Origin of the sequence: Xanthobacter sp., assembly GCF_041911315.1 — a bacterium.
GTDB classification, from domain to species: Bacteria; Pseudomonadota; Alphaproteobacteria; order Rhizobiales; family Xanthobacteraceae; genus Xanthobacter; species Xanthobacter aminoxidans.
Genome location: NZ_JAYRPE010000013.1, coordinates 19698 through 44124, shown reverse-complemented (window position 1 = coordinate 44124; position 24427 = coordinate 19698). Strand labels below are relative to the sequence as shown.

Below are 24427 nucleotides of genomic sequence, written 5' to 3'. Positions count from 1 at the left end.
CCCCTCACTTCATCTCGCACTTTTCCGCATAGGCGTCGCCATAGTTGGAGAAGACCTTCTCCTGCACCATGGTCTCCACCTTGCCGTCCGGACGCTTGCCCACCTTCACGAGGTAGAAGTCCTGGATGGGGAACTGGTTGGTGTTGAACTTGAAGTTGCCGCGCACACTTTGGAAGTCCGCCTTCTTCAGCGCCGCGCGCACCGCCGCCTTGTCGGCGGTCTTGCCGCCGGTGGCCTTCAGCGCGCTGTCGATGAGCTTGGCCGCGTCATAGCCCTGCGCGGCGTAGAGCGCGGGGATGTAGCCGTATTCCTTCTCGAAGGCGGCGACGAAGGCCTTGTTGGCGGGCGTGTCGAGGTCCGGCGCCCAGGCCGCGCCGGAATAGAAACCGAGCGCCGCCTCGCCGGTGGCCGGCAGCGTCGTCTCGTCCACGGTGAAGGCGGAGAGGAAGGGCGTCGTGTCGGCAAGGCCCGCCTGCCGGTACTGCTTCACGAGGTTCACGCCCATGCCGCCGGGCATGAAGGTGAAAACCGCATCGGGCTTCGCCGCGGCGATCTTGGCGAGTTCGGCGGAGAAATCGAGCTGGCCGAGCTGGGTGTAGATCTCGTCCGCCACCTCGCCCTTGTAATAGCGCTTGAATCCGGCGAGCGAATCCTTGCCCGCCTGATAGTTGGGGGCGATCAGCACCACCTTCTTGAAACCCTTGTCCTGCGCATACTTGCCGAGAACCTCGTGGTTCTGGTCGTTCTGGTAGGAGGCGGAGAAGAAGAAGGGGCTGCAGCCGGCGCCGGCGATGGTGGAGGGGCCGGCATTGCCGGAAATCAGGAAGGTCTCGTTGGCGGTGACGGGCTTGGCCACCGCGCCCATGACATTGGAGAAGACCACGCCGGCGACGAAGTCCACCTTGTCGCGCTCCAGCAGGCCTTTCACCTTCTGCACCGCGATGTCCGGCTTCAGCTCGTCATCGACGACCACCACCTCGGTCGGCTGGCCGCCGAGCTTGCCGTTAAGCTCCTTCACCGCCAGCAGGAAGCCGTCGCGCATGTGCTGGCCGAGCACGGCGGAGGGGCCGGAGAGGGTCGAGACCAGCCCCACCTTCACCGGATCGGCCGCGGCCGCGCCGGACAGTGCGAGGGTGCCGAGGAGCGCGGTGGAGGCGAGAAGTCCCTTGAAACCCATGGCGGTGGAGTCCCCGTTGAATGGTTCTGAAGTGATGGTTCTGACGTTATTCGTCTGACGTGGCGGCACCCTTGCAGAGCCGCGCGCGCCAGACAAGCCGGGATGTCGGGCGCGCCGCCCTTACGGCCCCCGCGCGGGGGGCAGGCCGGCGGCGACGCGCTCTTCCAGATAGGGGAAGAAGGGGTTGGAGGACATGCGCACCAGCATCTCCACGCCCACCACCAGCGCCCCATATTCCCCGCGCGCGGCGATGTCGCCGAGGCGGATGCCGAATTTTTCCGCAGGGTCGGGATCAAGCCCATAGAGCCCGTCCGACAGGGGGAAGGGCACCGCCACGTGGGAGAGGGAATAGACATCGTCCGGATAGAGGGCGGAGAGCGGCCGCACCGTCTCCTCCGTCGCATCCGCCAGCGTCTCCCGCACCACGGTGGCGGACGAGCCGGGCGCCGCATTGCCGATGACGGCGGTGCGGAAGCGGCGGGGGGCCGGCGGCAGCAAGGACGAGATGGCGGTGTCGGCCCGTCGGTTCAGCAGATCCTCGAACTGGCCCGAGCGGTTGATATCGACCAGCACCAGCTCGCTGCCGTTGTCCTCCAGCCGGGCGTGCAACTGCTCGATCACCGCCCGCGCGCTCACCGTATGGTCCAGCACCGACTGGAAGGTGAGCACCGGCGCCAGCCCGGTGAGGCGGCCGGAGCGGGCGTGACGCTCGATATTGGCCTGGAGCACCTGCGTCAGCGCGAAGGATTCCCGCGCGGCGTGCACCGGGAAGGAATTGTACTTGAAAGGGTTGAACTCGGGCGTGAGGTTCAGCCACGCCGCCTTGGCGAAGGCCGGGAAGATGGCCGGCAGGCCCGCGAGGCCGGCGAAGCGGGCGAATTCCGTCACCCCCACCATGGGCGACATGAGCACGATGCGCGACGGCGCCACGAGGCTGGGATCATCCAGCGCATCGAGCGCGTGCATCAGCGCCAGCGCGCCACCGTTGGAATAGCCGACGATATGCACCGGCTTGCCCGACCCCACCCGCTTGCGGGCCTCGCGCATGGCGAGGCGGGTGGCGGCGATCCACTCCTCGTGGCCGATCTCGGTCAGCGACCCCGGCACCGTGCCGTGGCCGGGCAGGCGCAGCACGATGGCGATGAAGCCATGGTCCGCATAGAGCTGCGCCAGATGACGGTGGCTGTAGGGCGAATCGGTGAGCCCGTGCAGGAACACCGCCGCCCCGGCCGGCTCGCCTTTCGGCTGAAGCACGTAGGTGCGGTTGAAATCCTGCGCGAAGCTCGGCGGATAGATGGGGCTGGCGGCGAAATAGCGGTTGAAGCGGACGCGGTCCTCCGGGTCCACCTTGTCGGTCACATTGGCCTTCACGCCGGCGAAGGCCTTGTCCTCGGCAGCCATGTAGGCGGCAAGGTCCGCGCGCGCCATGGCGCTGCGGCTCATCTCCGGGGGATGGTAGGTGTGCCAGCGCTCCAGCGGCGGGCCGCGCTGGGAATCCACCGCCCGCACCACGAAGATGGTGGCGACCACGGCGAAGATCAGCAGCGCCAGGATTTTCACCGTGCGCTTCGTCCCCCGCCACATGAGCCCGAACGCCCCCATTCCCGTCTCCCCCATCGCGCGGCGAACCTACAGGGCAAAGCCTTGCCGGCAAAGCCGGGACGCCGGAGGCATGGGGAACAGCTCTCACGTCCCGGACGCATGCAGCGCCAGCGGAGGGGAGGTATTAACCGTCATCGCTCGGACCAGCCGGGCGATGACGGCGGAGAGCCTGGAGTCCGCAGCCCCGGGATGGCATGGTGGGGTTGCGCTTCGTCCCGCCACGGGACCACCTTCATCCCTCCAACCCCTTGCGGCGGGCGGGTGTCGTCGCTATCTGCGGTTCACGCCCAAAAGAGGCTGCATCGCCATGGAAAACCTGAAGCTCATCGCCCTCGACGAGGAAGACCTCGCCATTTTTTCCGCCCATCTGCAGGATGCGGTGGTGAAGATGGTGGACATGGGCTTCCTGCCCCGGCTGCAGCGCTTCGCCCTGGTGCTGAACCGCTTCGACTGGGACCAGAAGGTCGTAGCCAACGAGACCGTCCGCCGCCGCACCGGTCTGCATTTCGAGCGGGTGCGGGACGTGAAGTGCCGCGGCATGGAAGAGGCGCAGCGCACCGGCGTGCTCAACCTGCTCGCCGTCACCTTCATGCCCGGCGACCTGCCCTCGGGCTTCGTCTATCTCACCTTCTCAGGCGGTGCCGAGGTGCGGCTCGAAGTCGAGTGCATCGAGGCGGGCCTGCGCGATCTCGGCCCCGCATGGGGGTGCACCCACGCCCCCAAACATCCGGAAGTTGCCGTGCCCCCCGCCGGCGTCGGCGGGAGCGCCGGGCAGGGCTGAACGCCGCCCATTAACCAGGATCGCGACCGCCCGAGGCCGCCCCTATCCGGCGGCCTTTCCGCGTTGTATCGCAATCTGAATCGCCCGTTTGGGACGCGTCCGCATGGCAGAGCGGATCCGATCCTTCTTTCCGGACGTAATAACGTCGCAAAAATCGGTTAAAGGGCCGGATCCCCCCCCCCCCCGCAGAGGATTGCAGTTCGCGTCGCCATGTCGTTTCGATCTTTCAATACAGCGTCGGTTTCGACATTGCCGCGGCGTTGGCTCCTGATCTACGGAAGTATCATAGTAACGGCCATCGCAGTCTTTGTCGCGATCCTGCAGGCCGATCTCATCCACTCCGTCTTTTTCATCGGCGAGGCGCATGACGCCTGGCATCTCGACGAGCTGTTCGCCGCGTGGATCGTTGCGACTGGCGCGCTCATCGCGATCCTGATCGTCCGAGAAGGTGAGCTGCGCAAGCTCATCGTCCAGCAGCGCGAAACCCTGAAGCTGGTGGACGACGCCTCCGCCTTCGACGGCCTGACCGGCATCGCCAACCGCCTGCAATTCCAGTCGGAATTCGGCCGCGAGCTGAAAGAGGCCTGGCACAAAAGCTCGCGCCTCGCCCTCCTCGTGGTCGATGTGGACCTGCTGCGTTCGGTCAACGAGACACACGGGCATGGCGCCGGCGACGATCTCCTGCGCCAGCTGGCGGCGCGGCTGGTCTCGGTGCCGCACCGGGGCGGCATGGTCGCCCGGCTCGGCAGCGGCGAGTTCGCCATCCTGTTCCCCATGGGGTCGGACGAGACCGAAGAGCTGTTCCGGCTGGCGAGCCGCATCCTGTCGCGGCTGCGCGAGCCGTTCGACTGCAACGGTACCCAGGTGGACATCACCGCCAGCATCGGCATCAGCAAGTATCCGCGCGACGGATCGTCGGCGACGGTGCTCCTGCAATCGGCGGAAAAGGCGCTGCGGCAGGCCAAGGCGGCGGGCAAGGACTGCTATGCGCTCTACGATTCCGGCCTCGACGCCCGCGGGCGGGAGCGCCGGAGCCTGGAAACCGAGTTCCGGCGCGGCCTCGAGGCCGGCGAGATCGTGGCCCAGTACCAGCCGGTGGTCTGCCTCAAGACGGGCGAGACGGTGGGGTTCGAGGCGCTGGCGCGCTGGCAGCACCCCACGCGCGGCCTCCTCGGCCCCGCCGAGTTCATCCCCATCGCCGAGGACGAGGGCCTGATCGACCCGCTCTTCACCGCCATGCTGCGCCGGGCGGGCGATGACCTCGCCACCTGGAAAACGCCGCGGACGGTGGCCGTGAACCTGTCTCCGGTTCAACTGGTGGACCCGCACCTGCCGGACCGCACCCTGGCCCTTCTGGAGGAGATGAACATCCCGCCGGGGCAGATCGAGCTGGAAATCACCGAGACCGGCCTGCTGGCGGACTTCGAGGCGGCCCGCAAGACGCTGGTCGCGCTCAAGGAGGCGGGGGTGCGCATCTCCCTCGATGATTTCGGCACCGGATTCTCCAGCCTGCGCCACCTCAACGAGCTGCCCATCGACAAGATCAAGATCGACCGCTCCTTCACGCGGCGCATCGCCACAGAGGCCCAGAGCTGCAAGATCATCGCCTCCATGCTCAGCCTCGGCCGGGCGCTGGAGCTGACCACCGTCGCCGAAGGCGTCGAAACCCGCGAGGAGGCCGATTTCCTGTTGAGCGAGGGCTGCGAGCTGGGACAGGGCTACCTGTTCGCCCGCCCGCTCTGGCCGCAGGAGGCCTTCGCCACCGCCGGCCGCTTCGGCGGCTGACGCTCCGCCGCAGGGAGGCAGGCCCGGCCGGCGCGCCGTTGCGGGGCAAATGCTGCCGCACCGCTTGGGGCTTCCCTCGCGCGCGAACCTGCTCTAGCAAGGCGGCATGCCGATCCGCCTCACCATCAGCCAGCCCGACTTTCCCGAGCGCTTCATCGAATTCCTCGGCTCCAAGCGCGAGGCGTCCGTGGACGTGCAGGACAAGGTGTCCGCCATCATCGCCGACGTCCGCGCCCGCGGCGACCGGGCGCTGGTGGACCTCTCCCGCACCTTCGACCGGGTGGACCTCGACGCGCTGGGCATCAAGGTGAGCGACGCCGAGCTGGACGCGGCGCTCGCCTCCATCCCGGAAGAGACCCGCGCGGCGCTGGAATTCGCCAAGGCCCGCATCGAATCGCACCATGCCCGCCAGAAGCCGGCGGACGAGACCTATGTGGACGCGGCCGGCGTCACCCTCGGCCACCGCTGGACCAGCGTGGATGCCGTGGGCCTCTACGTGCCCGGCGGCACCGCGGCCTATCCCTCCTCCGTGCTGATGAATGCGGTGCCCGCGCAGGTGGCCGGCGTGCCGCGCATCGTCATGGTGGTGCCGGCCCCGGACGGCGTGATCGCGCCTCTGGTGCTCGCCGCAGCGCGGCTGGCCGGGGTGCACGAGGTCTATCGCGTGGGCGGGGCCCAGGCGGTGGCGGCGCTGGCCTATGGCACGGAAACCATCCGGCCGGTGGACAAGATCGTCGGCCCCGGCAACGCCTTCGTCGCGGCGGCCAAGCGGCAGGTGTTCGGCAAGGTCGGCATCGACATGGTGGCCGGCCCCTCCGAGGTGCTGATCCTCGCCGATGGTGACGCGAGCGCGGACTTCATCGCCGCCGACCTCCTCGCCCAGGCGGAGCACGACACCGCCGCGCAATCCATCCTCATCACCTCCTCGCCGGAACTGGCGGATCGGGTGGAGACGGCCGTGGAGGGGATGCTCGCCACCCTGCCGCGCGCCGAGATCGCCTCCGCCTCCTGGCGCGACCACGGCGCCATCTTCCTGGTGGACAGCCTCGCCGACGCCATCCCGCTGGTGGACCGCATCGCCCCCGAGCATCTGGAAATCCACGCGGCGAATGCCGATGCGCTGGCCGCGCAGGTGCGGCACGCCGGCGCCATCTTCATCGGCGCCTGGACCCCGGAAGCCATCGGCGACTATGTGGGCGGCACCAACCATGTGCTCCCCACCGCCCGCTCGGCCCGCTTCTCCTCCGGCCTCGGCGTGCTGGACTTCATGAAGCGCACCTCGATCCTCAAGCTCGATGCCGACGCGCTGGAAAAGCTCGGGCCGGCCGCCGTGCGCCTTGCCGCCGTGGAGCGGCTCGATGCGCACGGGCGGTCCGTCTCCATCCGCACCAACAGATGACGGGGAAATAGCGATGAGCAACAAGGCGGAGACAAAGCCCTCGGCCCGGCTCAGCGCCGTGACCCTCGACGAAGCCTCCATCGGCCACGGCGGCAGCCCGGACATCGAGCACGAGCGCGCCACGGCCATCTGGGACCTCATCGAAGACAACAGCTTCATGCCCTGCGGCGATCCCGGCGAGGGGCCCTACCAGCTCTTCATCTCGCTGGCCGACAACCGTCTCGTGCTGGACATCAAGCGCGAGAGCGGCGAGCAGGTGGTGCAGCACCATCTCTCCCTCACGCCCCTGCGCAAGGTGGTGAAGGACTATTTCCTGATCTGCGAGAGCTATTACAACGCCATCCGCACCGCCTCGCCGAGCCAGATCGAGGCCATCGACATGGGCCGGCGCGGCCTTCACAACGAGGGATCGACGCTGCTTCAGGAACGCCTCAACGGCAAGGTGGTGGTGGATTTCGACACCGCCCGCCGCCTGTTCACCCTCGTCTGCGCCCTGCACTGGAAAGGCTGACCGGCGATGGAGCCCCCTGCGGCGTCCCAGCGCTCAGCGCGGCCGCAATCGGTTCTCTTCATGTGCGGGCAGAACGTGGTGCGCTCGGTGATGGCGTCCGCGCTCGCCCGGCATCTGTTCGGCAAATCCATCTATGTGGGCTCGGCCGGAGTGATCGCGGGTGATCCCGACCCCTTCGTCACGGCGGTGATGGACGAGATCGGCCTCGATGTGAAGAAGCACCGGCCGCAGAGCGTCGAAGACCTCGAGGAATACGAGGGGCTCAATTTCGACCTCGCCATCTCCCTCTCGCCCGACGCCCACCACCGCGCGCTGGAGCTGACCCGCACCAACGCCCTCAAGGTGGAATACTGGCCCACCCCCGACCCCACCGGCGAAGGCGGCAACCGCGAGCAGCGGCTGGAGGCCTACCGCAACGTGCGCGACGAGCTGGAGCGCCGCATCCGGGCGCGGTTCCGGCAGCCCTAGGGAACCCCTCGCGCCACGGCCCCCGAAAGGTCACGTCTCCTCGGTCGCCACCCGGCCGGAGAACAGCTCCGCCACGAAGCGCGTGTCGGGGTGGTGGGCGCACAAGGTGAGGCCGGCGATCAGGATCGGCACGCCGATGAAGGCGCCGGCAATGCCCCAGAGGAAAGCGAAGAAGAACACCGCCAGCAGCACCAGCACCGGCGACACCGACAGCGCCTTGCCGGCGAGGCGCGGCTCCAGATAGCTGCCCGACAGGAACTGGATGATGTTGAGGCACACGAACACGAACACCGCCATCTCCCAGCTCTCGAACTGGGCGAGGGCGAAGAGCGTGGGCAGCAGCGTCGCCACGAACGGGCCGATGAAGGGGATGTAGTTCAGCGCGAAGGCGATGGCGCCCCAGGCCAGCGCCAGTTCCAGCCCGGCGGTGAGCGTGAAGGCCCACACCACCGCGCCGGTGGCGATGCTCATGAGCGTGCGCACCGCCATGTAGGTCTGCATCTTGCGGGCGATGTCGGCGAGCGCCGGGGCGAGGAAGGGCGCGCGGCCGGAGCGGGAGAGGCGCTTGACCTGGCTCTTCATGGCGTCCACTTCGAGCAGGCCCAGCAGCACGTAGATGAAGGTGAAGACGAGGAAGCTCGCCATGCCCTGCAGGCGGCCGGAGAGATCCTGGAACAGGCGCAGCAGCCAGCGCACGTCGAAATGCTCGGCCCACAGGCCCGCCAGCACGAAGCCATGCCCCTCCAGCCAGACCGCCGCCTGGCCATAGAGCGTCTGGAAGCGGGCGGCGTTCTGGAACACCCAGGCGGCCACATGGCTGAAGCCCCACACCACCACCGAGGACACCGCGCCCACCACCGCCAGCGTGATGAGGAGCGTGCCCAGCACGGCCACCATCTTGGGCAGCTTCGCCTCCAGCCGCGCCAGCAGCGGATGCACCACGGCGATGACGAACAGCGCGAAGACAACCGGCGCCAGCAGCGCGCCCGTCACGTAGAGCGCCGCGAACACGACCACCGCCGCCGCCAGCCCCACCAATCCCCGCATCATCCCGCCTCCGGTTTCCCCATGGCGATTACCTGAGGCCGAGACGATTGGCGAGCCTCACGCAGACAAGATGCGCCGCATGGCCCGAAGCCCGAGGCCGGCGGCGCCCGGCCCGTTGACGAGCGCGAACACGCCGAAGGGCGACGGCGCGGCCGTGCCCTGCCAGGCGAGGAAGCCCATCCACGCCGTGAAGCCCGCCACCGCCCCATCCTTGGTGACGAGAGCGAGGGGGCCGGAGGCATCGGCCACGTCATGCATGATCCAGCCATAGGCCGTGCGCGGCGCCTTCCCGCCGCCGCAGCGGGGGGAGGAGAAGATGTTGCCCTGCTGGTAGGCGAGGGCCGGGCTCTCCATGCCGCCGTCGCCATGGCCCATGCTGGTCCTGAGGAAGGCCAGCATGTCGGTGCCGGTGGAGACGATGCCACCCGCGCCGACGCCGGTGAGGCGGGTGGGCGCATAGTCCGCGCGCGGCGGCAGAGGCTGCCAGTTTTTCCGATAGCCGATGGGCAGTTGCGGCTTCATCCCGGGCCGGAAGATGCCGGTGGCCGACATGCCCATGCCGGCGGCGTAGGCCTTCAGCCCACGGTCGTAGCGCTCGGCCGCCGCCCCCATGCCGCCCTGCCCCGCGCCTGATCCGGCCAGCGCCAGCAGCGACCAGCTGAGGTTGGAATAGGAGTAGCAGCTCCCCGGCGGGAACGGCGGCTGGAGCGTGGCGAGATAGGGGAACATCGTTCCGAAGCTCGCCATCACGCCGGGCGGATGCACCCCGCCCTGATTGTCCTGCGCCATGCCGGACTGGTAGCGCGCGATATCGGCGAGCGGAATGCGCGCGAGGCCCGGCGAGAGCGCGCGGGGGGCGAGCCAGTCGCCGAGATTGCCCTTGAACGGCCCATGCGCCTGATAATGCAGGCAGGCGGTGAACACCTTGGAGATGGAGCCGATGGCGAACGGCGTCCCGCCATCGAGCGTCATGGGTCGCCCGCCGGGATGGGTGAGGTCCGGCGCCTGGGCGAGGAAAAGCTGCCCGTTGCCGCGCGGATTGACCACGCCCAGCACCACCGCGAGCCGCGCCCCATGCTGCGCACGGGCTCGCGCCACCTCGGCGTCCGCCATCTGCTGCAGCGCCTCGAACGGCAGGCGCGGATAGCCCGCGGCGAAGGCCGGGCGGGTCAGCATCCCCGCCGCGAGGGCTCCCTTCAGAAATGCGCGCCGGTCCAGCATGCCCTGCCTCCCTGCCCCCGGAGAATGGCGCGGGGCGAGGCGGATGGCGAGCCTGCGCGTGTATGCAATGCGCATCAGAACCGACGCATCTGCACAAAATTTCGGCCGCAAATGCCCAGCCGAGGCGCAGGCCTTTGCCGGGCGATTCTGGCAAACCGTTGAAAACAAATGCGCGACAGCTTGGCACGCCGGTTGCTTTTAGAGATGTCGAGTTGGTGGCTAGGGTTCCGGCATCCAAAAGATGCGCTGGTCCGAGAGCTGCCACCGCGACGGGAGACATCCGGCGCGGGTGCACGGCGGGATAAAAGCCCGGGAGACCTCAGTGGCCAAGGAATTGGCGGCACTGGTCTCGCCAATTCCCAATTCGTCGAAGCGAAGGGGAATTTGAATGCGCACTCCGGTTTCGTCCAAACTTCATCGTCTGAAATCCGCCCTCGCGGGGGCTTTCGGCCTCGCGGCGGTTGCCGGCCTCGCGCTCGGCGCCGGGCCGGCGCAAGCCGCGCCGAAGAAGGAATTCAAGGTCGCCTGGTCGATCTACGTGGGCTGGATGCCCTGGGGCTACGCCAACGACACCGGCATCGTGAAGAAGTGGGCCGACAAGTACGGCATCAAGATCGATGTGGTGCAGTTCAACGACTATGTGGAGAGCATCAACCAGTACACGGCCGGCGCCTTCGACGCCCTCACCGTGACCAACATGGATGCCCTCTCCGTGCCCGCCGCCGGCGGCGTGGACACCACCGCCGTCATCGTCGGCGACTTCTCCAACGGCAACGACGCCGTGATCCTGAAGGGCAAGAAGGACCTTGCCGCCATCAAGGGCCAGAAGGTCAACCTCGTCGAATTCTCGGTCTCCCACTATCTGCTCGCCCGCGCGCTTGAGAGCATCAAGCTCAAGGAGCGCGACGTGAAGGTGGTGAACACCTCGGATGCCGACATGGTCGCCGCCTACAAGACCAAGGCGGTCACGGCGGTGGTCACCTGGAACCCGCTGGTGTCGGAAATCCTCACCGACAAGAACGCCCACGCGGTGTTCGACAGCTCCAAGATCCCCGGCGAGATCATGGACCTCCTCGTCGCCAACACCGCCGTGCTGAAGGACAACCCGGACTTCGCCAAGGCGCTGGTGGGCATCTGGTACGACACGACCACGCTCTTCACCGCCGACACGCCGGAAGGCAAGGCGGCGCGCGAGGCCATGGGCAAGGCCTCCGGCACCGACCTCGCCGGCTTCGACAGCCAGCTCGCCGCCACCCGCCTCTTCGCCAAGGCGCCCGAGGCGGTGGCCTTCGTCCGCTCGCCGGATGTGGGCACCACCATGGACCGCGTGCGCAAGTTCCTGTTCGAGAAGGAGCTGCTCGGCTCCGGCGCCAAGTCCGCCGACGCCATCGGCATCGAGCTGCCCGGCGGCAAGGTGCTGGGCGACGCCAAGAACGTGAAGCTGCGCTTCACCGACACCTGGATGGCGATGGTCGCCGACGGGAAGCTGTGAGGGGGTAGCGCCATCCTCGTATCCCGGACAAGCGAAGGCGCAGCCTGAGCGCTGATCCGGGATCCAGGGGAAGGCCCTGCGCAGCAGGCGATACCCTGCCAGCCGAGCTGGCAGGAGCCGCCTTCGGCGAACCCGTGCGCTGGGCCCCGGCTCTCCTTGCGCTGACGCTCCAGTCGGCCGGGGCGCGAGGCCTGTCCCCACCGACATTCTCCAGGCCGGGCGGCCCTTCAACCCGCCCGCCGTCTTCCCACCCTTCAGGAGCAGCGCTGATGCGCCTCATCAATGTCAGGCCGGATCGGGGAACGGCGCTGTTCCTTGCCGTCCTCCCGTTCGCCTTGGTCGTTCTCGCCTACATCCTCGGCTCGGCGCAGCGCCTTGCGGAGAACCCGGACGACAAGCTGCTGCCGAGCCTGCCCTCTCTCGGCAATGCCATCGTGAAGATGGCCTTCACCGCCGATGCGCGGACCGGCGACTACCTCTTGTGGACCGACACATTCGCCAGCATGGAGCGGCTGCTCTCGGCGCTGGCCATCGCCACAATCATCGCCCTCGTCATCGGCGTGCTGGTGGGGATGCTGCCCCTCGTGCGGGCGCTGCTGGCGCCGTTCGTCGCCATGGTGTCCATGGTGCCGCCGCTGGCGCTCCTGCCCATCCTGTTCATCGTCATGGGGCTGGGCGAGGAATCCAAGATCGCCCTCATCACCATAGGCATCACGCCCTATCTGGTCCGCGACCTCGCCATGCGGGTGGAGGAGTTGCCGCGCGAGCAGATGATCAAGGCGCAGACGCTCGGCGCGTCCACCTGGCAGATGATGGTGCGGGTCGTGCTGCCGCAGATCCTGCCGCGCCTCATGGACGGCCTGCGGCTCTCCCTCGGCCCGGCTTTCCTCTTCCTCATCGCGGCGGAAGCCATCGCCTCGGATTCGGGCCTTGGCTATCGCATCTTCCTGGTGCGGCGCTATCTCGCCATGGATGTGATCCTGCCTTACGTGGCCTGGATCACCCTCATCGCGGTGGCCATGGATTTCGGCCTCGCCCGAGCCCGCCGCGCCCTCTTCCCCTGGTTCGGAGGCGCGAAATGACCGCCATTTCCGTGCGCCATCTCTGGAAGGAATATGGCGAGCAGATCGTGCTCGAGGACATTAGCCTCGAATTCGCGCCGCGCTCCTTCATCGCCCTCGTCGGCCCCTCCGGCTGCGGCAAGACCACCTTCCTGCGCATTCTCCTCTCCGAGGAAACCGCGACACGGGGCGAGGTGCTCATCGAGGGCCAGCCCATCGCCCGCGAGCCGGGTGCCGACCGGGGCGTCGTCTTCCAGCGCTACTCGGTGTTTCCGCATCTCACCGTGCTGGGCAACGTGCTGCTCTCCGCCGAGATGGCGGAAGCGCCGCTGACCGGCCGCCTGTTCGGCGCCCGCCGTCGGCAGGCGCAGGACGAGGCCCGTGCCCTCATCGAGGAGGTCGGGCTCAAGGGCGCGGAGGACAAATATCCGGCGGCGCTGTCCGGCGGCATGCAGCAGCGCCTCGCGCTGGCGCAGGCGATCATGCGCAAGCCCAAGATCCTGCTGCTGGACGAGCCGTTCGGCGCGCTCGATCCCGGCATCCGCGCCGACATCCACCAGCTCATGCTGAAGCTGTGGAACACCTGCGAGATGACGGTGGTGATGGTGACCCACGACCTCAAGGAGGCCTTCACCCTCGCCACCCGCATCATTGCCTTCGAGCGCCGCCGCAACCGGCCGGAGGAGAAGGCCCGCTACGGCGCCACCATCGCCAAGGACATCGAGGTCTGGCCGAAACGCATCGCCGGCCAGCTGAAGCTCAAATCCACCGCCCCCGGCCGGGACGACCCGGCCATTTCCTCGGGCACCGGCCGGGACGACCCGGCGCTGAAGACGGCTTGAGGAGACAGCCATGACCGTCAGCGTCGAAACCCAGAAGTTCATCGAAGAGAACAAGCGCCGCTACGAGGAGCTGAAGGCGGCCGGCCAGCAGCATGCGCCCAAGGCCCTGCCCGGCCCCACCCTGCGCGGCTCGGCAGCCATGATGCCCGGCGCGGTGCTGCACACGGAGACCATTCCCGGCGGCTGGTACTGGTCCACGCCGCTGAAGGCGGGCGAGGCCCTGCGCATCCATCTGGCGCACGGGCCGGCGGCGGTCTCCATGATCGCCTGGTCGGCCACCGACGCCTCCGAGCGGCTGAACTATGCCGACACGGTGAAGGTGCAGTGGACCTCGGCGCTTGGAAAGGGCCGCGTGCTGTTCTCCGACATGGGGCGGGTGATGTTCTCCCTCATCGAGGACACCACCGGCATGCACGATGCCCTCGTGGGCGGCTCCACCCCCGCCTCCAACCGCGCCCGCTATGGCGAGAAAGTGCTGCGCAACACGCGCGACAACTTCATCCTTGAGGCGCTGAAGCTCGGCCTCGACAAGCGGGACATTCCCCCCGCCTTGACCTTCTTCGCTCCCGTGCGCACGGACGCGGACGGCAATTTCCGCTGGATCGAGGACGCCCGCCAGACCGGCGATTTCGTGGACCTGCGCGCGGAGATGGACCTCATCGTCGCCCTTTCCAACTGCCCGCATCCCATGGACCCGGCGCCGGACTATGCCCCGCCCCCGGTGGAGGCCATCCGCCACCAGCCGCCCGCCCCCGCCGCAGATGACCTGTGCCGTACCGCCACCATCGAGGCCGTCCGCGGCTTCGAGAACAACGCGCGCTGAGGGAGGACGACATGACCCGGTTCTTTGCTTCTCCCGTCCGCGATGCGTCTTCTGCCCTGCGCGATTACTTCGTCCCCGCCAACGCCCCCTTCTCCTGCCTCGTGAAGGCCGGCGAGAGCGTGCGCATTGTCGATCTCGAAGGCCAGCAGGCGGTGGATACCTTGTTCTACAAGGCCGATGACTTTTCCGAGCGCTATTCCTCGCAGGATACGCTGCGCGTGCAGGGCTCGGCCTATATCTCCACAGGCACGAAGCTCATCTCCAGTGAAGGCAATGTGATGCTGACCGTGACGGCCGACACCTGCGGCCGGCACGACACCTCGGCGGGCGCGTGCTCGTGCGAGGCGAATACGGTGCGCTTCGGCCATCAGGTGAAGTATCTGCACGCCTGCCGCGAGAATTTCGTGCTCGAGGTGGCGAAGCACGGCATGACGAAGCGGGACATCGTGCCCAACATCAACTTCTTCATGAACGTTCCGGTGGAGCCCACCGGTGAACTCGCCATCGTCGACGGCATTTCCGGCCCCGGCGACTATGTGGAGATGCGCGCGGAGATGGATGTGCTCCTCGTCATCTCCAACTGCCCGCAGATCAACAATCCCTGCAACGGCTTCAACCCGACGCCCATTCAGGTGCTCGTGTTCGGCGCGGAGGGTTGAGATGTTCTCGAAAATCCTCATCGCCAACCGCGGCGAGATCGCGCGGCGGGTGATCCGCACCGCGCGGGCCATGGGCATCAGGTCCGTGGCCGTGCATTCGGACGCCGACCGCTTCACCCGCGGCGTGCTGGAGGCGGACGAGGCTGTCCGCCTCGGCCCGGCCCCGGCCGCCGAGAGCTATCTCAACGTCGATGCCGTCATCGCCGCCTGCAAGGCGACGGGCGCGCAGGCGGTGCATCCGGGCTACGGCTTCCTGTCCGAGAACGTGCGCTTCGCCCGCCGCCTCGCGGAGGAAGGCATCGCCTTCATCGGGCCGAAGCCGGAGCATCTGGAAGCCTTCGGCCTCAAGCACACCGCGCGCGAGCTGGCCAAGGCGAGCGGCGTGCCCCTGCTGCCCGGCACCGACCTCCTCGAAAGCGCCGAAGAGGCGCTGAAGGCGGCGGAGGCCATCACCTATCCGGTGATGCTGAAATCCACCGCCGGCGGCGGCGGCATCGGCATGCAGCTCTGCCACACGCCGGAGGAATTGCGCGACGTGTTCGAGCGTGTCCAGCGCACGGCCCGCGCCTCCTTCGGCGATGCCCGCGTTTATGTGGAGCGTTTCGTCTCCGAGGCGCGCCATGTGGAAGTGCAGATCTTCGGCGACGGCAAGGGCCGCGTGGTGGCGTTGGGCGAACGCGACTGCTCGCTCCAGCGGCGGAACCAGAAAGTGGTGGAGGAAACCCCCGCCCCCCTCCTCTCCGACACCGTGCGCGCCCGCCTCCACGCCGCCGCCGTCCAGCTCGGCGAGAGCGTCCGTTACGAGAGCGCCGGCACGGTGGAGTTCATCTACGACCCGGCCCGGCAGGAGTTCTATTTCCTGGAGGTGAACACCCGCCTGCAGGTGGAACACCCCGTCACCGAGGCGGTGTTCGGCATCGACCTCGTGGCGTGGATGATCCGCCAGGCGGCGGGCGAAGACCCCATCGCCGCTGCCGGACCGCTCACCCCCAAGGGCGCGGCCATGGAGGTGCGCGTCTATGCGGAAATCCCCCACGCCAATTTCCAGCCCTCCGCCGGCCTCCTCACCGAGGTGAAATTCCCCGCGTGGGCGCGCATCGACGGCTGGATCGAGACCGGCACGGAGGTGACGCCCTTTTACGATCCCATGCTCGCCAAGGTGATCGTGACCGCGGACGACCGGCCGGGCGCCATCGCCGCCTTGCAGAAGGCGCTCGCCGAGACCTCCATCTGCGGCATCGAGACGAACCTTCAGTATCTCTCTGCCATCGCCGCGTCCGACCTCCTCGCCTCCGGCAAGGTGGCGACGACGGCGCTGAAGGACTTCGCCTTCCGGCCCACGAGCGTGGAAGTGGTCGTGCCCGGCGCGCAGTCCAGCCTTCAGGAACTGCCGGGGCGGCTGAATTTGTGGCACGTGGGCGTGCCGCCGTCCGGCCCCATGGACGAACACTCCTTCCGCCGCGCCAATGCCCTCGTGGGCAATGCGGAGACCGCCTGCGCGCTGGAGATGACCGTCAACGGCCCGACCCTGCGCTTCCATGACGATGCGGTGGTGGCCATCTCCGGCGCCCATATGCCGGCCAAGCTCGACGGCGCGCCGGTGCCGCACGATGCCGCCTTCCCGGTGAAAGCGGGCCAGATGCTCGCCATCGGCACCATCGAGGGTGCCGGCCAGCGGGCCTATCTGGCGGTGGCCGGAGCCTTTCAGGCGCCCGTGGTGCTGGGCTCGCGGGCGACCTTCGCCCTCGGCCAGTTCGGCGGCCATGCCACCGGCACGCTGAAGGCAGGGGATGCCCTCCACCTCGCCCCCAAGGCGGAACGCCCCACCGGCCCGGCGGCGCAAGTGCCTGCCCCCGCCCCGCTCACCCGCGACTGGCAGATCGGCGTGCTCTACGGCCCCCACGGCGCGCCCGACTTCTTCCAGCCGGAGGACATCGCCGACCTGTTCTCAGCCACCTACGAGGTGCATTTCAACAGCGCCCGCACCGGCGTGCGCCTGATGGGGCCGACGCCCCGCTGGGCGCGCACGGACGGCGGAGAGGCGGGGCTCCACCCCTCCAACCTCCACGACAACGCCTATGCCATCGGCGCTATCGATTTCACCGGCGACATGCCCATCATCCTCGGCCCGGACGGCCCCTCGCTCGGCGGCTTCGTCTGCCCGGCGGTGATCGCCCGCGACGAACAGTGGAAGATGGGCCAGCTGAAGCCCGGCGACCGCGTGCGCTTCATTCCCCTGCCTCGGCCGGAGGACCCCATCGCCGGCCCGGCCATCATCGGCGCGCCGGAGGAGACCTCCTCCCCCATCCTCGCCATCCATGAGGACGGGCCGGTGCGCGTGGTCTATCGCCGGCAGGGCGACGACAATCTGCTGGTCGAGTTCGGCGACATGCATCTCGATGTCGCTTTGCGCCTGCGCGCGCACCTCATGGCCGAGGCGGTACAACAGGCGAAGCTCCCGGGCCTCATCGACCTCACCCCCGGCATCCGCTCGCTCCAGATCCATTATGACGGCGCGAGCCTGCCCCGCACCAAGCTGCTCGATGCCCTCGCGGAGACCGAGAAGGGCCTGCCGGCGGCTGAGGACGTGGTGGTGCCGAGCCGCATCGTCCATTTGCCCCTCTCCTGGAACGACCCGCAGGCGGAACTCGCCATGCGCAAGTATCAGGAGCTGGTGCGGCCCAATGCGCCGTGGTGCCCGGACAACATCGAGTTCATCCGCCGCATCAACGGGCTCGAAAACGAGCAGGCGGTCAAGGACATCATCTTCGGTGCCAGCTATCAGGTGCTGGGGCTTGGCGACGTCTATCTCGGCGCGCCGGTGGCGACCCCCATCGATCCGCGCCACCGCCTCGTCACCACCAAATACAACCCGGCCCGCACCTGGACGCCGGAAAACGCGGTGGGCATCGGCGGTGCCTACATGTGCATCTATGGCATGGAGGGGCCGGGCGGCTACCAGCTTTTCGGCCGCACCATCCAGATGTGGAACACCTGGCGCAAGACGCCCGCCTTCCCAGACAATCCGTGGCTGCTGCGCTTCTTCGACGAGATCCGCTTCTTCTACGTCTCCCATCAGGAACTGATGGAGGCGCGCGCCGCCTTCCCGCACGGGGCCTATCCCGTGCGCATCGAGGACAGCCGCTTCTCCTATGCGGACTATGCGGCGAACCTTGCCGCCAATTCCGGCGCCATCGCCGCCGGCAAGGCCCGCCAGCAGGCCGCCTTCGAGGCGGAGCGCGCGCGCTGGAAGGCGGAGGGGCTGGATAGTTTCGTGGTGGAGGACGGCGCCGGGATGCTCGGCGAGGGCGAGATGCCGGACGGCTGCTTCGGGGTTTCCGCCAACGTGCCGGGCAATGTCTGGAAGGTGCTGGTGGAAGAGGAAGCGGTGGTCGCCGCGGGCGACACCATCGCCATCATCGAGAGCATGAAGATGGAGATTTCCATCACCGCCCACGCTGCCGGCCGCGTCCGCGAGATCCGCGCCGCGCCGGGCCGCACCGTCCGCTCGGGCGATGTGGTCTGCGTGCTCGAAACCGTGTGAGGACCAAGATGACCAACGAGACCCCGCTCAGCGGCGCTCGCGCCTCTCTCCCGCCGGATGTGGTGCCCATCGCCGTGGTGGGCGCGCATCTTTCGGGCATGCCCCTCAACGGCGAATTGACCGGCGCCGGCGGCGTGCTGGTGAAGAGCTGCCGCACCGCGCCGGACTATCGGCTCTTCGTCCTGCCCGACACCACCCCGCGCAAGCCCGGCGTGGTGCGCGCCCCCGGCTTCACCGGGCCGGGGCTGGAGGTGGAGGTGTGGGCACTCGCGCCCGCCGCCTTCGGCCGCTTCGTCGCCGCCATCCCGGCGCCACTGGGGGTGGGCAAACTTCGGCTGGAGGATGGTTCCGAGGTGCCCGGCTTCCTGTGCGAGGCCCATGCTGTGGAGGAGGCGGAGGAGATCACCGCACTGGGCGGCTGGCGCGCTTATGTGAGCGGAGGGAGGGGTCTGTCCCAGGCATAGGACCGATAGGGCGGCCCTCACCGCCCTCGCGCCCCGGACGCATGCAGCGAAAGCGGAATGCGAGCCGGGGTCCAGCGCAAGGGATCGCCGAAGGCGCTTCCGAACCTGACCGCTCTCAGGCTTTGCCCCGCTACGCGGGAGTCCTGCGCTGGACCCCGGATCGGCGCTCCACCTTCGGTGTCGCTTGTCCGGGGAGCTTAAGGCCCGTTCCCCGAAGGTGATAAAATCCGTGCTGCGGCGCACGCACGGCCCCCACCGACGCCCAATCATTACTTCGTGATCCATTAAGACAGCTGAACAAGTGCTGAATCGCCGGCGTCTCCCCACACCGGCGATGCACTGCGGCCACGCCCGAGCCGCCTTTCTTTTCAACGTCATGCCCCGAAAACCGGCCGGCCTCGCAAATTGCGAAAGCGTGGCCGCATGTTTACGCTTCGGGAACGTCTTGTTCAGCCCCCATTAAGACAAGTAAAAATCCTTTTATTTCCGTGCTTTAGCAAAGTCTTCATTGGCACCTGCCATCTTCATCGAAGTTGGTTTGAGTAGCAGGTGCGTAGATATGACCGATGCCTATCGGCCGAGGGTCAAATATGTGATCGGGCCGGACGGGGGACCCCTGACCATCGCCGACCTGCCGCCGCCGGATACGCGGCGCTGGGTCATCCGCCGCAAAGCGGAGGTGGTGGCCGCCGTGCGCGGCGGGCTTCTCTCTCTCGAGGAAGCCTGCAAGCGCTACACCCTCACCGTGGACGAATTCCTCTCGTGGCAGGCCTCCATCGACCGCCACGGCCTGCCCGGCCTGCGCACCACGCGCATCCAGCACTACCGGCAGTAAAACCAGCGGCGCCGGTCGATGACCGGCGCCGTGTGGTTTTTGCGTTGCTTTCGCTCAGGCGCCGCGCGGGCTTTTTGCGTGTTTTCGCTCAAACGCCGCGCGGGCTTTTTGCGTGTTTTCGCTCAAACGCCGCGCGGGCTTTTTGCGTGTTTTCGCTCAAACGCCGCGCGGGCTTTTTGCGCTCCCGCGACGGGGACGCCCCGCCTCAGCCGTGCATCAGCGCGGTGACGTGGGCGGCGGCGGAGGTGGCGAGGCCTTCGAGGTCGTAGCCGCCTTCCAGCAGCGAGACCACGCGGCCCTCGCACTTCTTGTCGGCGATCTCCATCAGCCGGCGCGTGATCCAGCCGAAATCGGTGTCCACGAGGCGCAGCGAGGCGAGCGGATCGCGCACGTGCGCGTCGAAGCCGGCCGAGATCAGGATCAGGTCCGGCGCGAACGAGGTGATGCGCGGCAGGATGCGCGTCTCCATCGCCTCCTTGAACACCGCGCCGTCGTCGCCCGAGCGCAGCGGCGCGTTGACGATGGTGTTCACCGCCCCCGTCTCGCCCTGCGCCCCGGTGCCGGGATAGAGCGGCATCTCGTGGGTGGAGCAGTAGAGCACGCTGTCGTCGGCCCAGAAGATCTCCTGCGTGCCATTGCCGTGGTGGACGTCGAAATCCACGATGGCGACGCGCTGGAGGCCGTATTTCGCCTGCGCGTGGCGCGCGGCGATGGCCACCTGGTTCATCAGGCAGAAGCCCATGGGCTTGCGCGTCTCGCAATGGTGGCCCGGCGGGCGCATGGCGACGAAGGCGTTGGTGACCTTGCCTTCCATCACCTCATCCACCGCGAAGCAGGCGCCGCCCACCGCACGCAGGGCCGCTTCCCAGCTGCCGGGCGAGAGAATAGTGTCGGAATCGATGCGCACCAGCCCGTCCTGCGGCACGGCCTCGCCCATGGCGTCCACGAAATCCCCCGGATGCACCCGGATGATGTCCTCCCGATCCCCCCGCGGCGCGAGATCGCGCACGAGATGGGCGAACTTTTCCTGCTCGAAGATGCGATCCAGCACGCGGAGCCGATCAGCGCGCTCGGGGTGACCGGCAGGCGTTGCGTGGCTGAGACCAGCAGGATGGGTGACGAGCAGCGTGGACATGGATGGGAACGCCCTCCCTTGGCGCAATCTTTACGTTCTTTATTTTGCCATACCATATTCCAGCAGCACCGGGAGGATGTTGCGCCGGATCAAGACTATTGCCGCGCCGCGCCCCAATGGCCTCATCCCTTTGGGTGCGGCGTGGGCCCAACTACACCATTTCAATTCCCGTCCAGGCGGCGGGAGAACACGATGCGCGGCTCCTCCACATAGCCCTCGGCGGCATAGAAGCCGCGCACCTTCTCGTTGTCCGGGCGCACGAGGAGCATGAGCTTGGGGACGGCGCGGGCGCGCAGCCAATCCTCCACCGCGCGCAGCAGCGCCCGGCCGAGGCCCCGGCCCTGCAGGTCCGGCTCCACCGCGAGGTAATAGACCCAGCCCCGGTGCCCGTCGTGGCCCACCATGGCGGAGCCGAGAATGCGACCGCCGTCCCGCGCCACCAGGATGGTGGAATGCGGCCCGCGCCGGGCGAGCGCGATGTCGGCGTGGGGATCGTTCCACGGCCGGGTCAGGCCCGCCCGCTCCCACAGCGCGGCCAGCGCCTCGGTGTCGGCGTCGGAGGCATGGCCGATGGCGATGGTGAGGCCGTCGACATCGAGCGTCTGGGTGGTCATTGCGGCAACTCGCTCTGGGAGGGTCGGGGGGCGGCGGCGCGGGCGAGGCGGTCGGCGATGGCTTCGCCGAGTCCGTCCCGCGGCAGGGGAACGACGGCGATGGCGGGAACGCCCGACGCATCGAGGCTGCGCAGGGCGCCATAGAGCCGGGCGGCGGCCTCGGTGAGGCTGCCATCGGGGCTGAGGTCGAGAACGGTCGCCGCGCGCGCGATGCCCGGCGGACGGGCGCCGGCGAAGGTGAGGAGCGCTTCGCCGGCCATCACCTCGCCGGCGTCGAGCCGCAGCGCCGCGCGCGGGGCGTAATGGGAGGCGAGGCGGCCGGGGGCGGAGGGCGCGGCGTCGCTGTGCGAGACGGGGAGCAGCAAGGGCCGGCCCAGCGCCGCCTCGATCTCCTCCCGCGCGAGCCCGCCGGGGCGCAGCAGCATGGGATCGGCGCCGGTGCAGTCCACGATGGTCGATTCGACGCCAACCGGCGTCGGCCCGCCATCCAGCACCGCTCCGATGCGGCCGGAGAGGTCGTCCATCACATGTCCGGCCTCGGTGGGGGAGACATGGCCGGAGCGGTTGGCGCTGGGGGCCACCACTGCACCGCCGAAGGCCGCGAGCAGCGCCCGCGCATCAGGATGGGACGGCACCCGGAGCGCCACCGTGTCGAGCCCGGCGCGGGCGAGGTCGCACACGCTGGCCCCGCCGGCGAACGGCACCACCAAAGTCAGCGGTCCGGGCCAGAAGCGCGCGGCCAGAAGCGCCGCATCCGCGTTGAAGGCGCCGAGGCGGCGCGCGGCTTCGGCATCGGCGGTGTGGGCGATGAGCGGGTTGAAGGCCGGGCGGCCCTTGGCGGCATAGAGGGCGGCCACCGCATCCGGGTTCGCGGCATCGGCGCCGAGGCCGTAGACCGTCTCGGTCGGGAAGGCCACCAGCCCGCCCGCCGCCAAAAGCCGCGCGGCCGCCTCCACGTCGCCCGGCATATGGGCGTCGAGGAGCCGGGTGGAGCCTTCGGGAGCGGTCACGGCCATGGCTTGAAACCCGCGCCCCCCGACCAATGGGTCAGGGCACGCCTCTTGACGTAAGAGGCCGGCGCCGCGATGTGGGAGACCGGCAATCGCCGTGCTTAGAGCGCGCCCGCCGGGAGCGGTCAAGCCGGCGCCCCAAAACCTCAAGGGAGGGTTCCGTGAGCTATCGCGCGCCGGTGGAAGAGATCTCCTATTTCCTCAAGACCTCCACCTCGCTCCCCGAGCTGATGGCCCAGGGGGTCGTCGACCTCTCCTTCGACGTGGTGGACGCCGTGCTGGACGAGGCCGGCAAGTTCGCCGGCTCCGTCGTCGCCCCCTTCGACCGCGTGGCGGACAAACAGGGTTGCACCATCAAGGACGGCGCCGTGACGACGCCGGAAGGCATGCGCGCCGCCTATGAGGCCTGGACCGAGGCCGGCTGGTGCGGCGTCGCGGCCGAGGAGGAATTCGGCGGCCAGAACCTGCCCACCTCCGTCACCTCCGCGCTCACCGAATTCTGGAATGCCGCCTCCCCCGCCTTCGGCATCTGCGGGGTGCTCACCCTCGGCGCCATCGAGGCGCTCACCGCCCACGGCGCGCCGCAGCTTCAGCACATCTTCCTGCCGAAGATGGTGGCCGGCACCTGGACCGGCACCATGAACCTCACCGAGCCGCAGGCGGGCTCGGACCTTGCCGCGTTGCGCAGCAAGGCGGTGAAGCAGGCGGACGGCACCTACCGCATCTTCGGCACCAAGATCTTCATCACCTACGGCGAGCACGACATCGCCGAGAACATCGTCCACCTCGTGCTCGCCCGCCTGCCGGACGCGCCCGCCGGCACCCGGGGCATCTCCCTGTTCGTGGTGCCGAAGTTCCTGGTGAACGAAGACGGCAGCCTCGGCGCGCACAACGACGTGGTCTGCGCCGGCATCGAGCACAAGCTGGGCCTGCACGGCTCGCCCACCTGCACCATGACCTTCGGCGAGAAGGGCGAGGGCGCCATCGGCTACCTCGTGGGCGAGGAGAACCGGGGCCTCGCCTGCATGTTCACCATGATGAACAACGCCCGCCTCGCGGTGGGCGTGCAGGGCGTGGCGGTGGCCGAGCGCGCCACCCAGCGCGCCTTCGCCTATGCCAAGGATCGCAAGCAGGGCAAGGCGCCCGGCGTGGAGGGCTCCGCCCCCATCATCGCCCATCCGGATGTGAAGCGCATGCTGCTGACCATGCGCGCCGAAACCGACGCCGCCCGCGCGCTCTGCCTGAAGACCGCCGACGCGCTGGACCGCTCGCGCCTCCTGCCCGACCCCATCGCCCGCGCCGCCGCGCTGGCCGAGGCGAGCCTGCTGACCCCGGTGGCCAAGGCCTTCTCCACCGATGCCGGCATCGAGGTGTCGTCGCTGGGCATCCAGGTGCATGGCGGCATGGGCTATGTGGAGGAGACGGGCGCTGCCCAGCACCTGCGCGATGCCCGCATCTTCGCCATCTACGAGGGCACCAACGGCATCCAGGCCATCGATCTCGTCACCCGCAAGCTGACCCAGGAAGGCGGCGACGTGGTGAACGCGCTGATCGCCGACTATCGCGAGACGGCGGAGGAGGTCTCCGCCCTCAACGCGCCCGACTTCGGCCATGCCGGCCCGCGCCTCGCCGAGGCGGTGGATGCGCTCGGCCGGGCGACGCGGGTGATGCTGGATCGCGTCGCCGACGAGCCGGCCAAGGCGCTGGCCGCCGCCACCCCCTATCTCAGGCTCTATGCCCGCGCGGCCGGCGGCGCCTTCCTCGCCCGCACCGCCCTCGCCGCTTATGCCGAGCGCGCCGGCGGCGCCACCGATCCCCGCCTCGCCGCCCGCATCGCGGTGGCGCGCTTCTTCGCGGAGAACCTCGCGGTGGAGGCGAAGGGGCTGGAAGAGGCCGTCACCGGCGGCGCCGGCGGCGTGCTGGACGCGGAAGCGGTTCTGGCGATCGGCTGAGCCCG

20 protein-coding genes, 1 pseudogene and 1 riboswitch are annotated in these 24427 nt (G+C 68.6%); of the genes and pseudogenes, 14 read left to right on the top strand and 7 right to left on the bottom strand.

Going from position 1 to position 24427, the window contains the following annotated elements; genetic code table 11:
- Positions 1–4 precede the first annotated feature (4 nt).
- Positions 5–1177, bottom strand: coding sequence for an ABC transporter substrate-binding protein (locus ACE3QW_RS05580; RefSeq protein WP_374250769.1), 1173 nt, complete (start codon positions 1175–1177; stop codon positions 5–7).
- Positions 1178–1297: 120 nt separating this feature from the next.
- Positions 1298–2779: an alpha/beta hydrolase gene (locus ACE3QW_RS05575; RefSeq protein ID WP_374250768.1), complete on the bottom strand. Its 1482-nt coding sequence runs from the start codon at positions 2777–2779 to the stop codon at positions 1298–1300.
- A 307-nt stretch (positions 2780–3086) separates the two neighbouring features.
- On the opposite strand from ACE3QW_RS05575, the gene ACE3QW_RS05570 reads away from it, so the two are divergent.
- The 5 genes from ACE3QW_RS05570 to ACE3QW_RS05550 all read left to right on the top strand — a co-directional run bounded on the left by ACE3QW_RS05570 (position 3087) and on the right by ACE3QW_RS05550 (position 7723).
- Positions 3087–3560, top strand: a complete 474-nt coding sequence (locus ACE3QW_RS05570) for a DUF2948 family protein (protein WP_024279949.1) — start codon at positions 3087–3089, stop codon at positions 3558–3560.
- Positions 3561–3809: 249 nt separating this feature from the next.
- Complete coding sequence (locus tag ACE3QW_RS05565) at positions 3810–5345, top strand: putative bifunctional diguanylate cyclase/phosphodiesterase (RefSeq protein WP_374250767.1); 1536 nt, start codon at positions 3810–3812, stop codon at positions 5343–5345.
- A 106-nt stretch (positions 5346–5451) separates the two neighbouring features.
- Complete coding sequence (hisD, locus tag ACE3QW_RS05560; RefSeq protein ID WP_374250766.1) at positions 5452–6744, top strand: histidinol dehydrogenase; 1293 nt, start codon at positions 5452–5454, stop codon at positions 6742–6744.
- 13 nt (positions 6745–6757) lie between these two features.
- Positions 6758–7255 carry a UPF0262 family protein gene (locus ACE3QW_RS05555; RefSeq protein ID WP_024279952.1) on the top strand — a complete coding sequence of 166 codons (498 nt, stop codon included), beginning with the start codon at positions 6758–6760 and terminating at the stop codon, positions 7253–7255.
- A 6-nt stretch (positions 7256–7261) separates the two neighbouring features.
- Entirely contained in the window at positions 7262–7723 is a 462-nt protein-coding gene (locus ACE3QW_RS05550) for a low molecular weight phosphatase family protein (RefSeq protein WP_024279953.1), read from the top strand.
- A gap of 30 nt (positions 7724–7753) precedes the next feature.
- On the opposite strand, the gene ACE3QW_RS05545 is transcribed toward ACE3QW_RS05550, so the two are convergent.
- Entirely contained in the window at positions 7754–8773 is a 1020-nt protein-coding gene (locus ACE3QW_RS05545; RefSeq protein ID WP_374250765.1) for an AI-2E family transporter, read from the bottom strand.
- Positions 8774–8827: 54 nt separating this feature from the next.
- A complete protein-coding gene (locus ACE3QW_RS05540) occupies positions 8828–9991 on the bottom strand; it encodes a serine hydrolase domain-containing protein (protein ID WP_374250763.1) in 1164 nt (387 codons plus the stop codon).
- Between the two features lie 208 nt (positions 9992–10199).
- A riboswitch (guanidine-I (ykkC/yxkD leader) is annotated at positions 10200–10309 on the top strand.
- Between the two features lie 70 nt (positions 10310–10379).
- On the opposite strand from ACE3QW_RS05540, the gene ACE3QW_RS05535 reads away from it, so the two are divergent.
- From ACE3QW_RS05535 to ACE3QW_RS05500, 8 genes and pseudogenes are all read left to right on the top strand, one after another.
- Positions 10380–11483: a putative urea ABC transporter substrate-binding protein gene (locus tag ACE3QW_RS05535; RefSeq protein WP_374250762.1), complete on the top strand. Its 1104-nt coding sequence runs from the start codon at positions 10380–10382 to the stop codon at positions 11481–11483.
- Positions 11484–11752: 269 nt separating this feature from the next.
- Positions 11753–12565, top strand: coding sequence for an ABC transporter permease (locus tag ACE3QW_RS05530; RefSeq protein WP_374250761.1), 813 nt, complete (start codon positions 11753–11755; stop codon positions 12563–12565).
- Positions 12562–13386: an ABC transporter ATP-binding protein gene (locus tag ACE3QW_RS05525; protein ID WP_374250760.1), complete on the top strand. Its 825-nt coding sequence runs from the start codon at positions 12562–12564 to the stop codon at positions 13384–13386. Before ACE3QW_RS05530 ends, ACE3QW_RS05525 begins: the two co-directional genes overlap by 4 nt.
- 10 nt (positions 13387–13396) lie before the next feature.
- Entirely contained in the window at positions 13397–14209 is an 813-nt protein-coding gene (locus ACE3QW_RS05520) for an urea amidolyase associated protein UAAP1 (RefSeq protein WP_374250759.1), read from the top strand.
- Positions 14210–14220: 11 nt separating this feature from the next.
- The gene (locus tag ACE3QW_RS05515; protein ID WP_374250758.1) at positions 14221–14868 is read left to right on the top strand and encodes an urea amidolyase associated protein UAAP2; all 648 of its coding nucleotides are present in this window, start codon (positions 14221–14223) and stop codon (positions 14866–14868) included.
- Between the two features lies 1 nt (position 14869).
- Complete coding sequence (gene uca / locus ACE3QW_RS05510; protein ID WP_374250757.1) at positions 14870–18412, top strand: urea carboxylase; 3543 nt, start codon at positions 14870–14872, stop codon at positions 18410–18412.
- A 62-nt stretch (positions 18413–18474) separates the two neighbouring features.
- Positions 18475–18876: pseudogene (locus ACE3QW_RS05505) on the top strand (amidase); the annotation flags it as partial.
- A 559-nt stretch (positions 18877–19435) separates the two neighbouring features.
- Positions 19436–19711, top strand: a complete 276-nt coding sequence (locus ACE3QW_RS05500) for a DUF1153 domain-containing protein (RefSeq protein ID WP_012113328.1) — start codon at positions 19436–19438, stop codon at positions 19709–19711.
- A 205-nt stretch (positions 19712–19916) separates the two neighbouring features.
- Here ACE3QW_RS05500 and ACE3QW_RS05495 read toward each other — a convergent pair whose 3' ends face one another.
- The 3 genes from ACE3QW_RS05495 to ACE3QW_RS05485 form a co-directional block, all read right to left on the bottom strand.
- Positions 19917–20846, bottom strand: a complete 930-nt coding sequence (locus tag ACE3QW_RS05495) for a histone deacetylase family protein (RefSeq protein WP_374250756.1) — start codon at positions 20844–20846, stop codon at positions 19917–19919.
- A 161-nt stretch (positions 20847–21007) separates the two neighbouring features.
- The gene (locus ACE3QW_RS05490; protein WP_051679115.1) at positions 21008–21460 is read right to left on the bottom strand and encodes a GNAT family acetyltransferase; all 453 of its coding nucleotides are present in this window, start codon (positions 21458–21460) and stop codon (positions 21008–21010) included.
- On the bottom strand, positions 21457–22470 hold the full coding sequence (locus tag ACE3QW_RS05485; protein ID WP_374250770.1) for an L-threonylcarbamoyladenylate synthase: 1014 nt from the start codon (positions 22468–22470) through the stop codon (positions 21457–21459). Before ACE3QW_RS05485 ends, ACE3QW_RS05490 begins: the two co-directional genes overlap by 4 nt.
- 161 nt (positions 22471–22631) lie before the next feature.
- Between ACE3QW_RS05485 and ACE3QW_RS05480 the strand changes: the two genes are divergently transcribed.
- On the top strand, positions 22632–24422 hold the full coding sequence (locus tag ACE3QW_RS05480; RefSeq protein ID WP_250166746.1) for an acyl-CoA dehydrogenase: 1791 nt from the start codon (positions 22632–22634) through the stop codon (positions 24420–24422).
- Positions 24423–24427 lie beyond the last annotated feature (5 nt).

Bases quoted from the DNA above. Each gene is read 5' to 3' on its own strand.
- ACE3QW_RS05525 (WP_374250760.1), top strand. From the start codon at position 12,562: ATGACCGCCATTTCCGTGCGCCATCTCTGGAAGGAATATGGCGAGCAG.
- ACE3QW_RS05530 (WP_374250761.1), top strand. From the start codon at position 11,753: ATGCGCCTCATCAATGTCAGGCCGGATCGGGGAACGGCGCTGTTCCTT.
- ACE3QW_RS05545 (WP_374250765.1), bottom strand. From the start codon at position 8,773: ATGATGCGGGGATTGGTGGGGCTGGCGGCGGCGGTGGTCGTGTTCGCG.
- ACE3QW_RS05535 (WP_374250762.1), top strand. From the start codon at position 10,380: ATGCGCACTCCGGTTTCGTCCAAACTTCATCGTCTGAAATCCGCCCTC.
- ACE3QW_RS05575 (WP_374250768.1), bottom strand. From the start codon at position 2,779: ATGGGGGCGTTCGGGCTCATGTGGCGGGGGACGAAGCGCACGGTGAAA.
- ACE3QW_RS05540 (WP_374250763.1), bottom strand. From the start codon at position 9,991: ATGCTGGACCGGCGCGCATTTCTGAAGGGAGCCCTCGCGGCGGGGATG.
- ACE3QW_RS05500 (WP_012113328.1), top strand. From the start codon at position 19,436: ATGACCGATGCCTATCGGCCGAGGGTCAAATATGTGATCGGGCCGGAC.
- ACE3QW_RS05580 (WP_374250769.1), bottom strand. From the start codon at position 1,177: ATGGGTTTCAAGGGACTTCTCGCCTCCACCGCGCTCCTCGGCACCCTC.
- ACE3QW_RS05550 (WP_024279953.1), top strand. From the start codon at position 7,262: ATGGAGCCCCCTGCGGCGTCCCAGCGCTCAGCGCGGCCGCAATCGGTT.
- uca (WP_374250757.1), top strand. From the start codon at position 14,870: ATGTTCTCGAAAATCCTCATCGCCAACCGCGGCGAGATCGCGCGGCGG.
- ACE3QW_RS05490 (WP_051679115.1), bottom strand. From the start codon at position 21,460: ATGACCACCCAGACGCTCGATGTCGACGGCCTCACCATCGCCATCGGC.
- ACE3QW_RS05570 (WP_024279949.1), top strand. From the start codon at position 3,087: ATGGAAAACCTGAAGCTCATCGCCCTCGACGAGGAAGACCTCGCCATT.
- ACE3QW_RS05520 (WP_374250759.1), top strand. From the start codon at position 13,397: ATGACCGTCAGCGTCGAAACCCAGAAGTTCATCGAAGAGAACAAGCGC.
- ACE3QW_RS05555 (WP_024279952.1), top strand. From the start codon at position 6,758: ATGAGCAACAAGGCGGAGACAAAGCCCTCGGCCCGGCTCAGCGCCGTG.
- ACE3QW_RS05515 (WP_374250758.1), top strand. From the start codon at position 14,221: ATGACCCGGTTCTTTGCTTCTCCCGTCCGCGATGCGTCTTCTGCCCTG.
- hisD (WP_374250766.1), top strand. From the start codon at position 5,452: ATGCCGATCCGCCTCACCATCAGCCAGCCCGACTTTCCCGAGCGCTTC.
- ACE3QW_RS05495 (WP_374250756.1), bottom strand. From the start codon at position 20,846: ATGTCCACGCTGCTCGTCACCCATCCTGCTGGTCTCAGCCACGCAACG.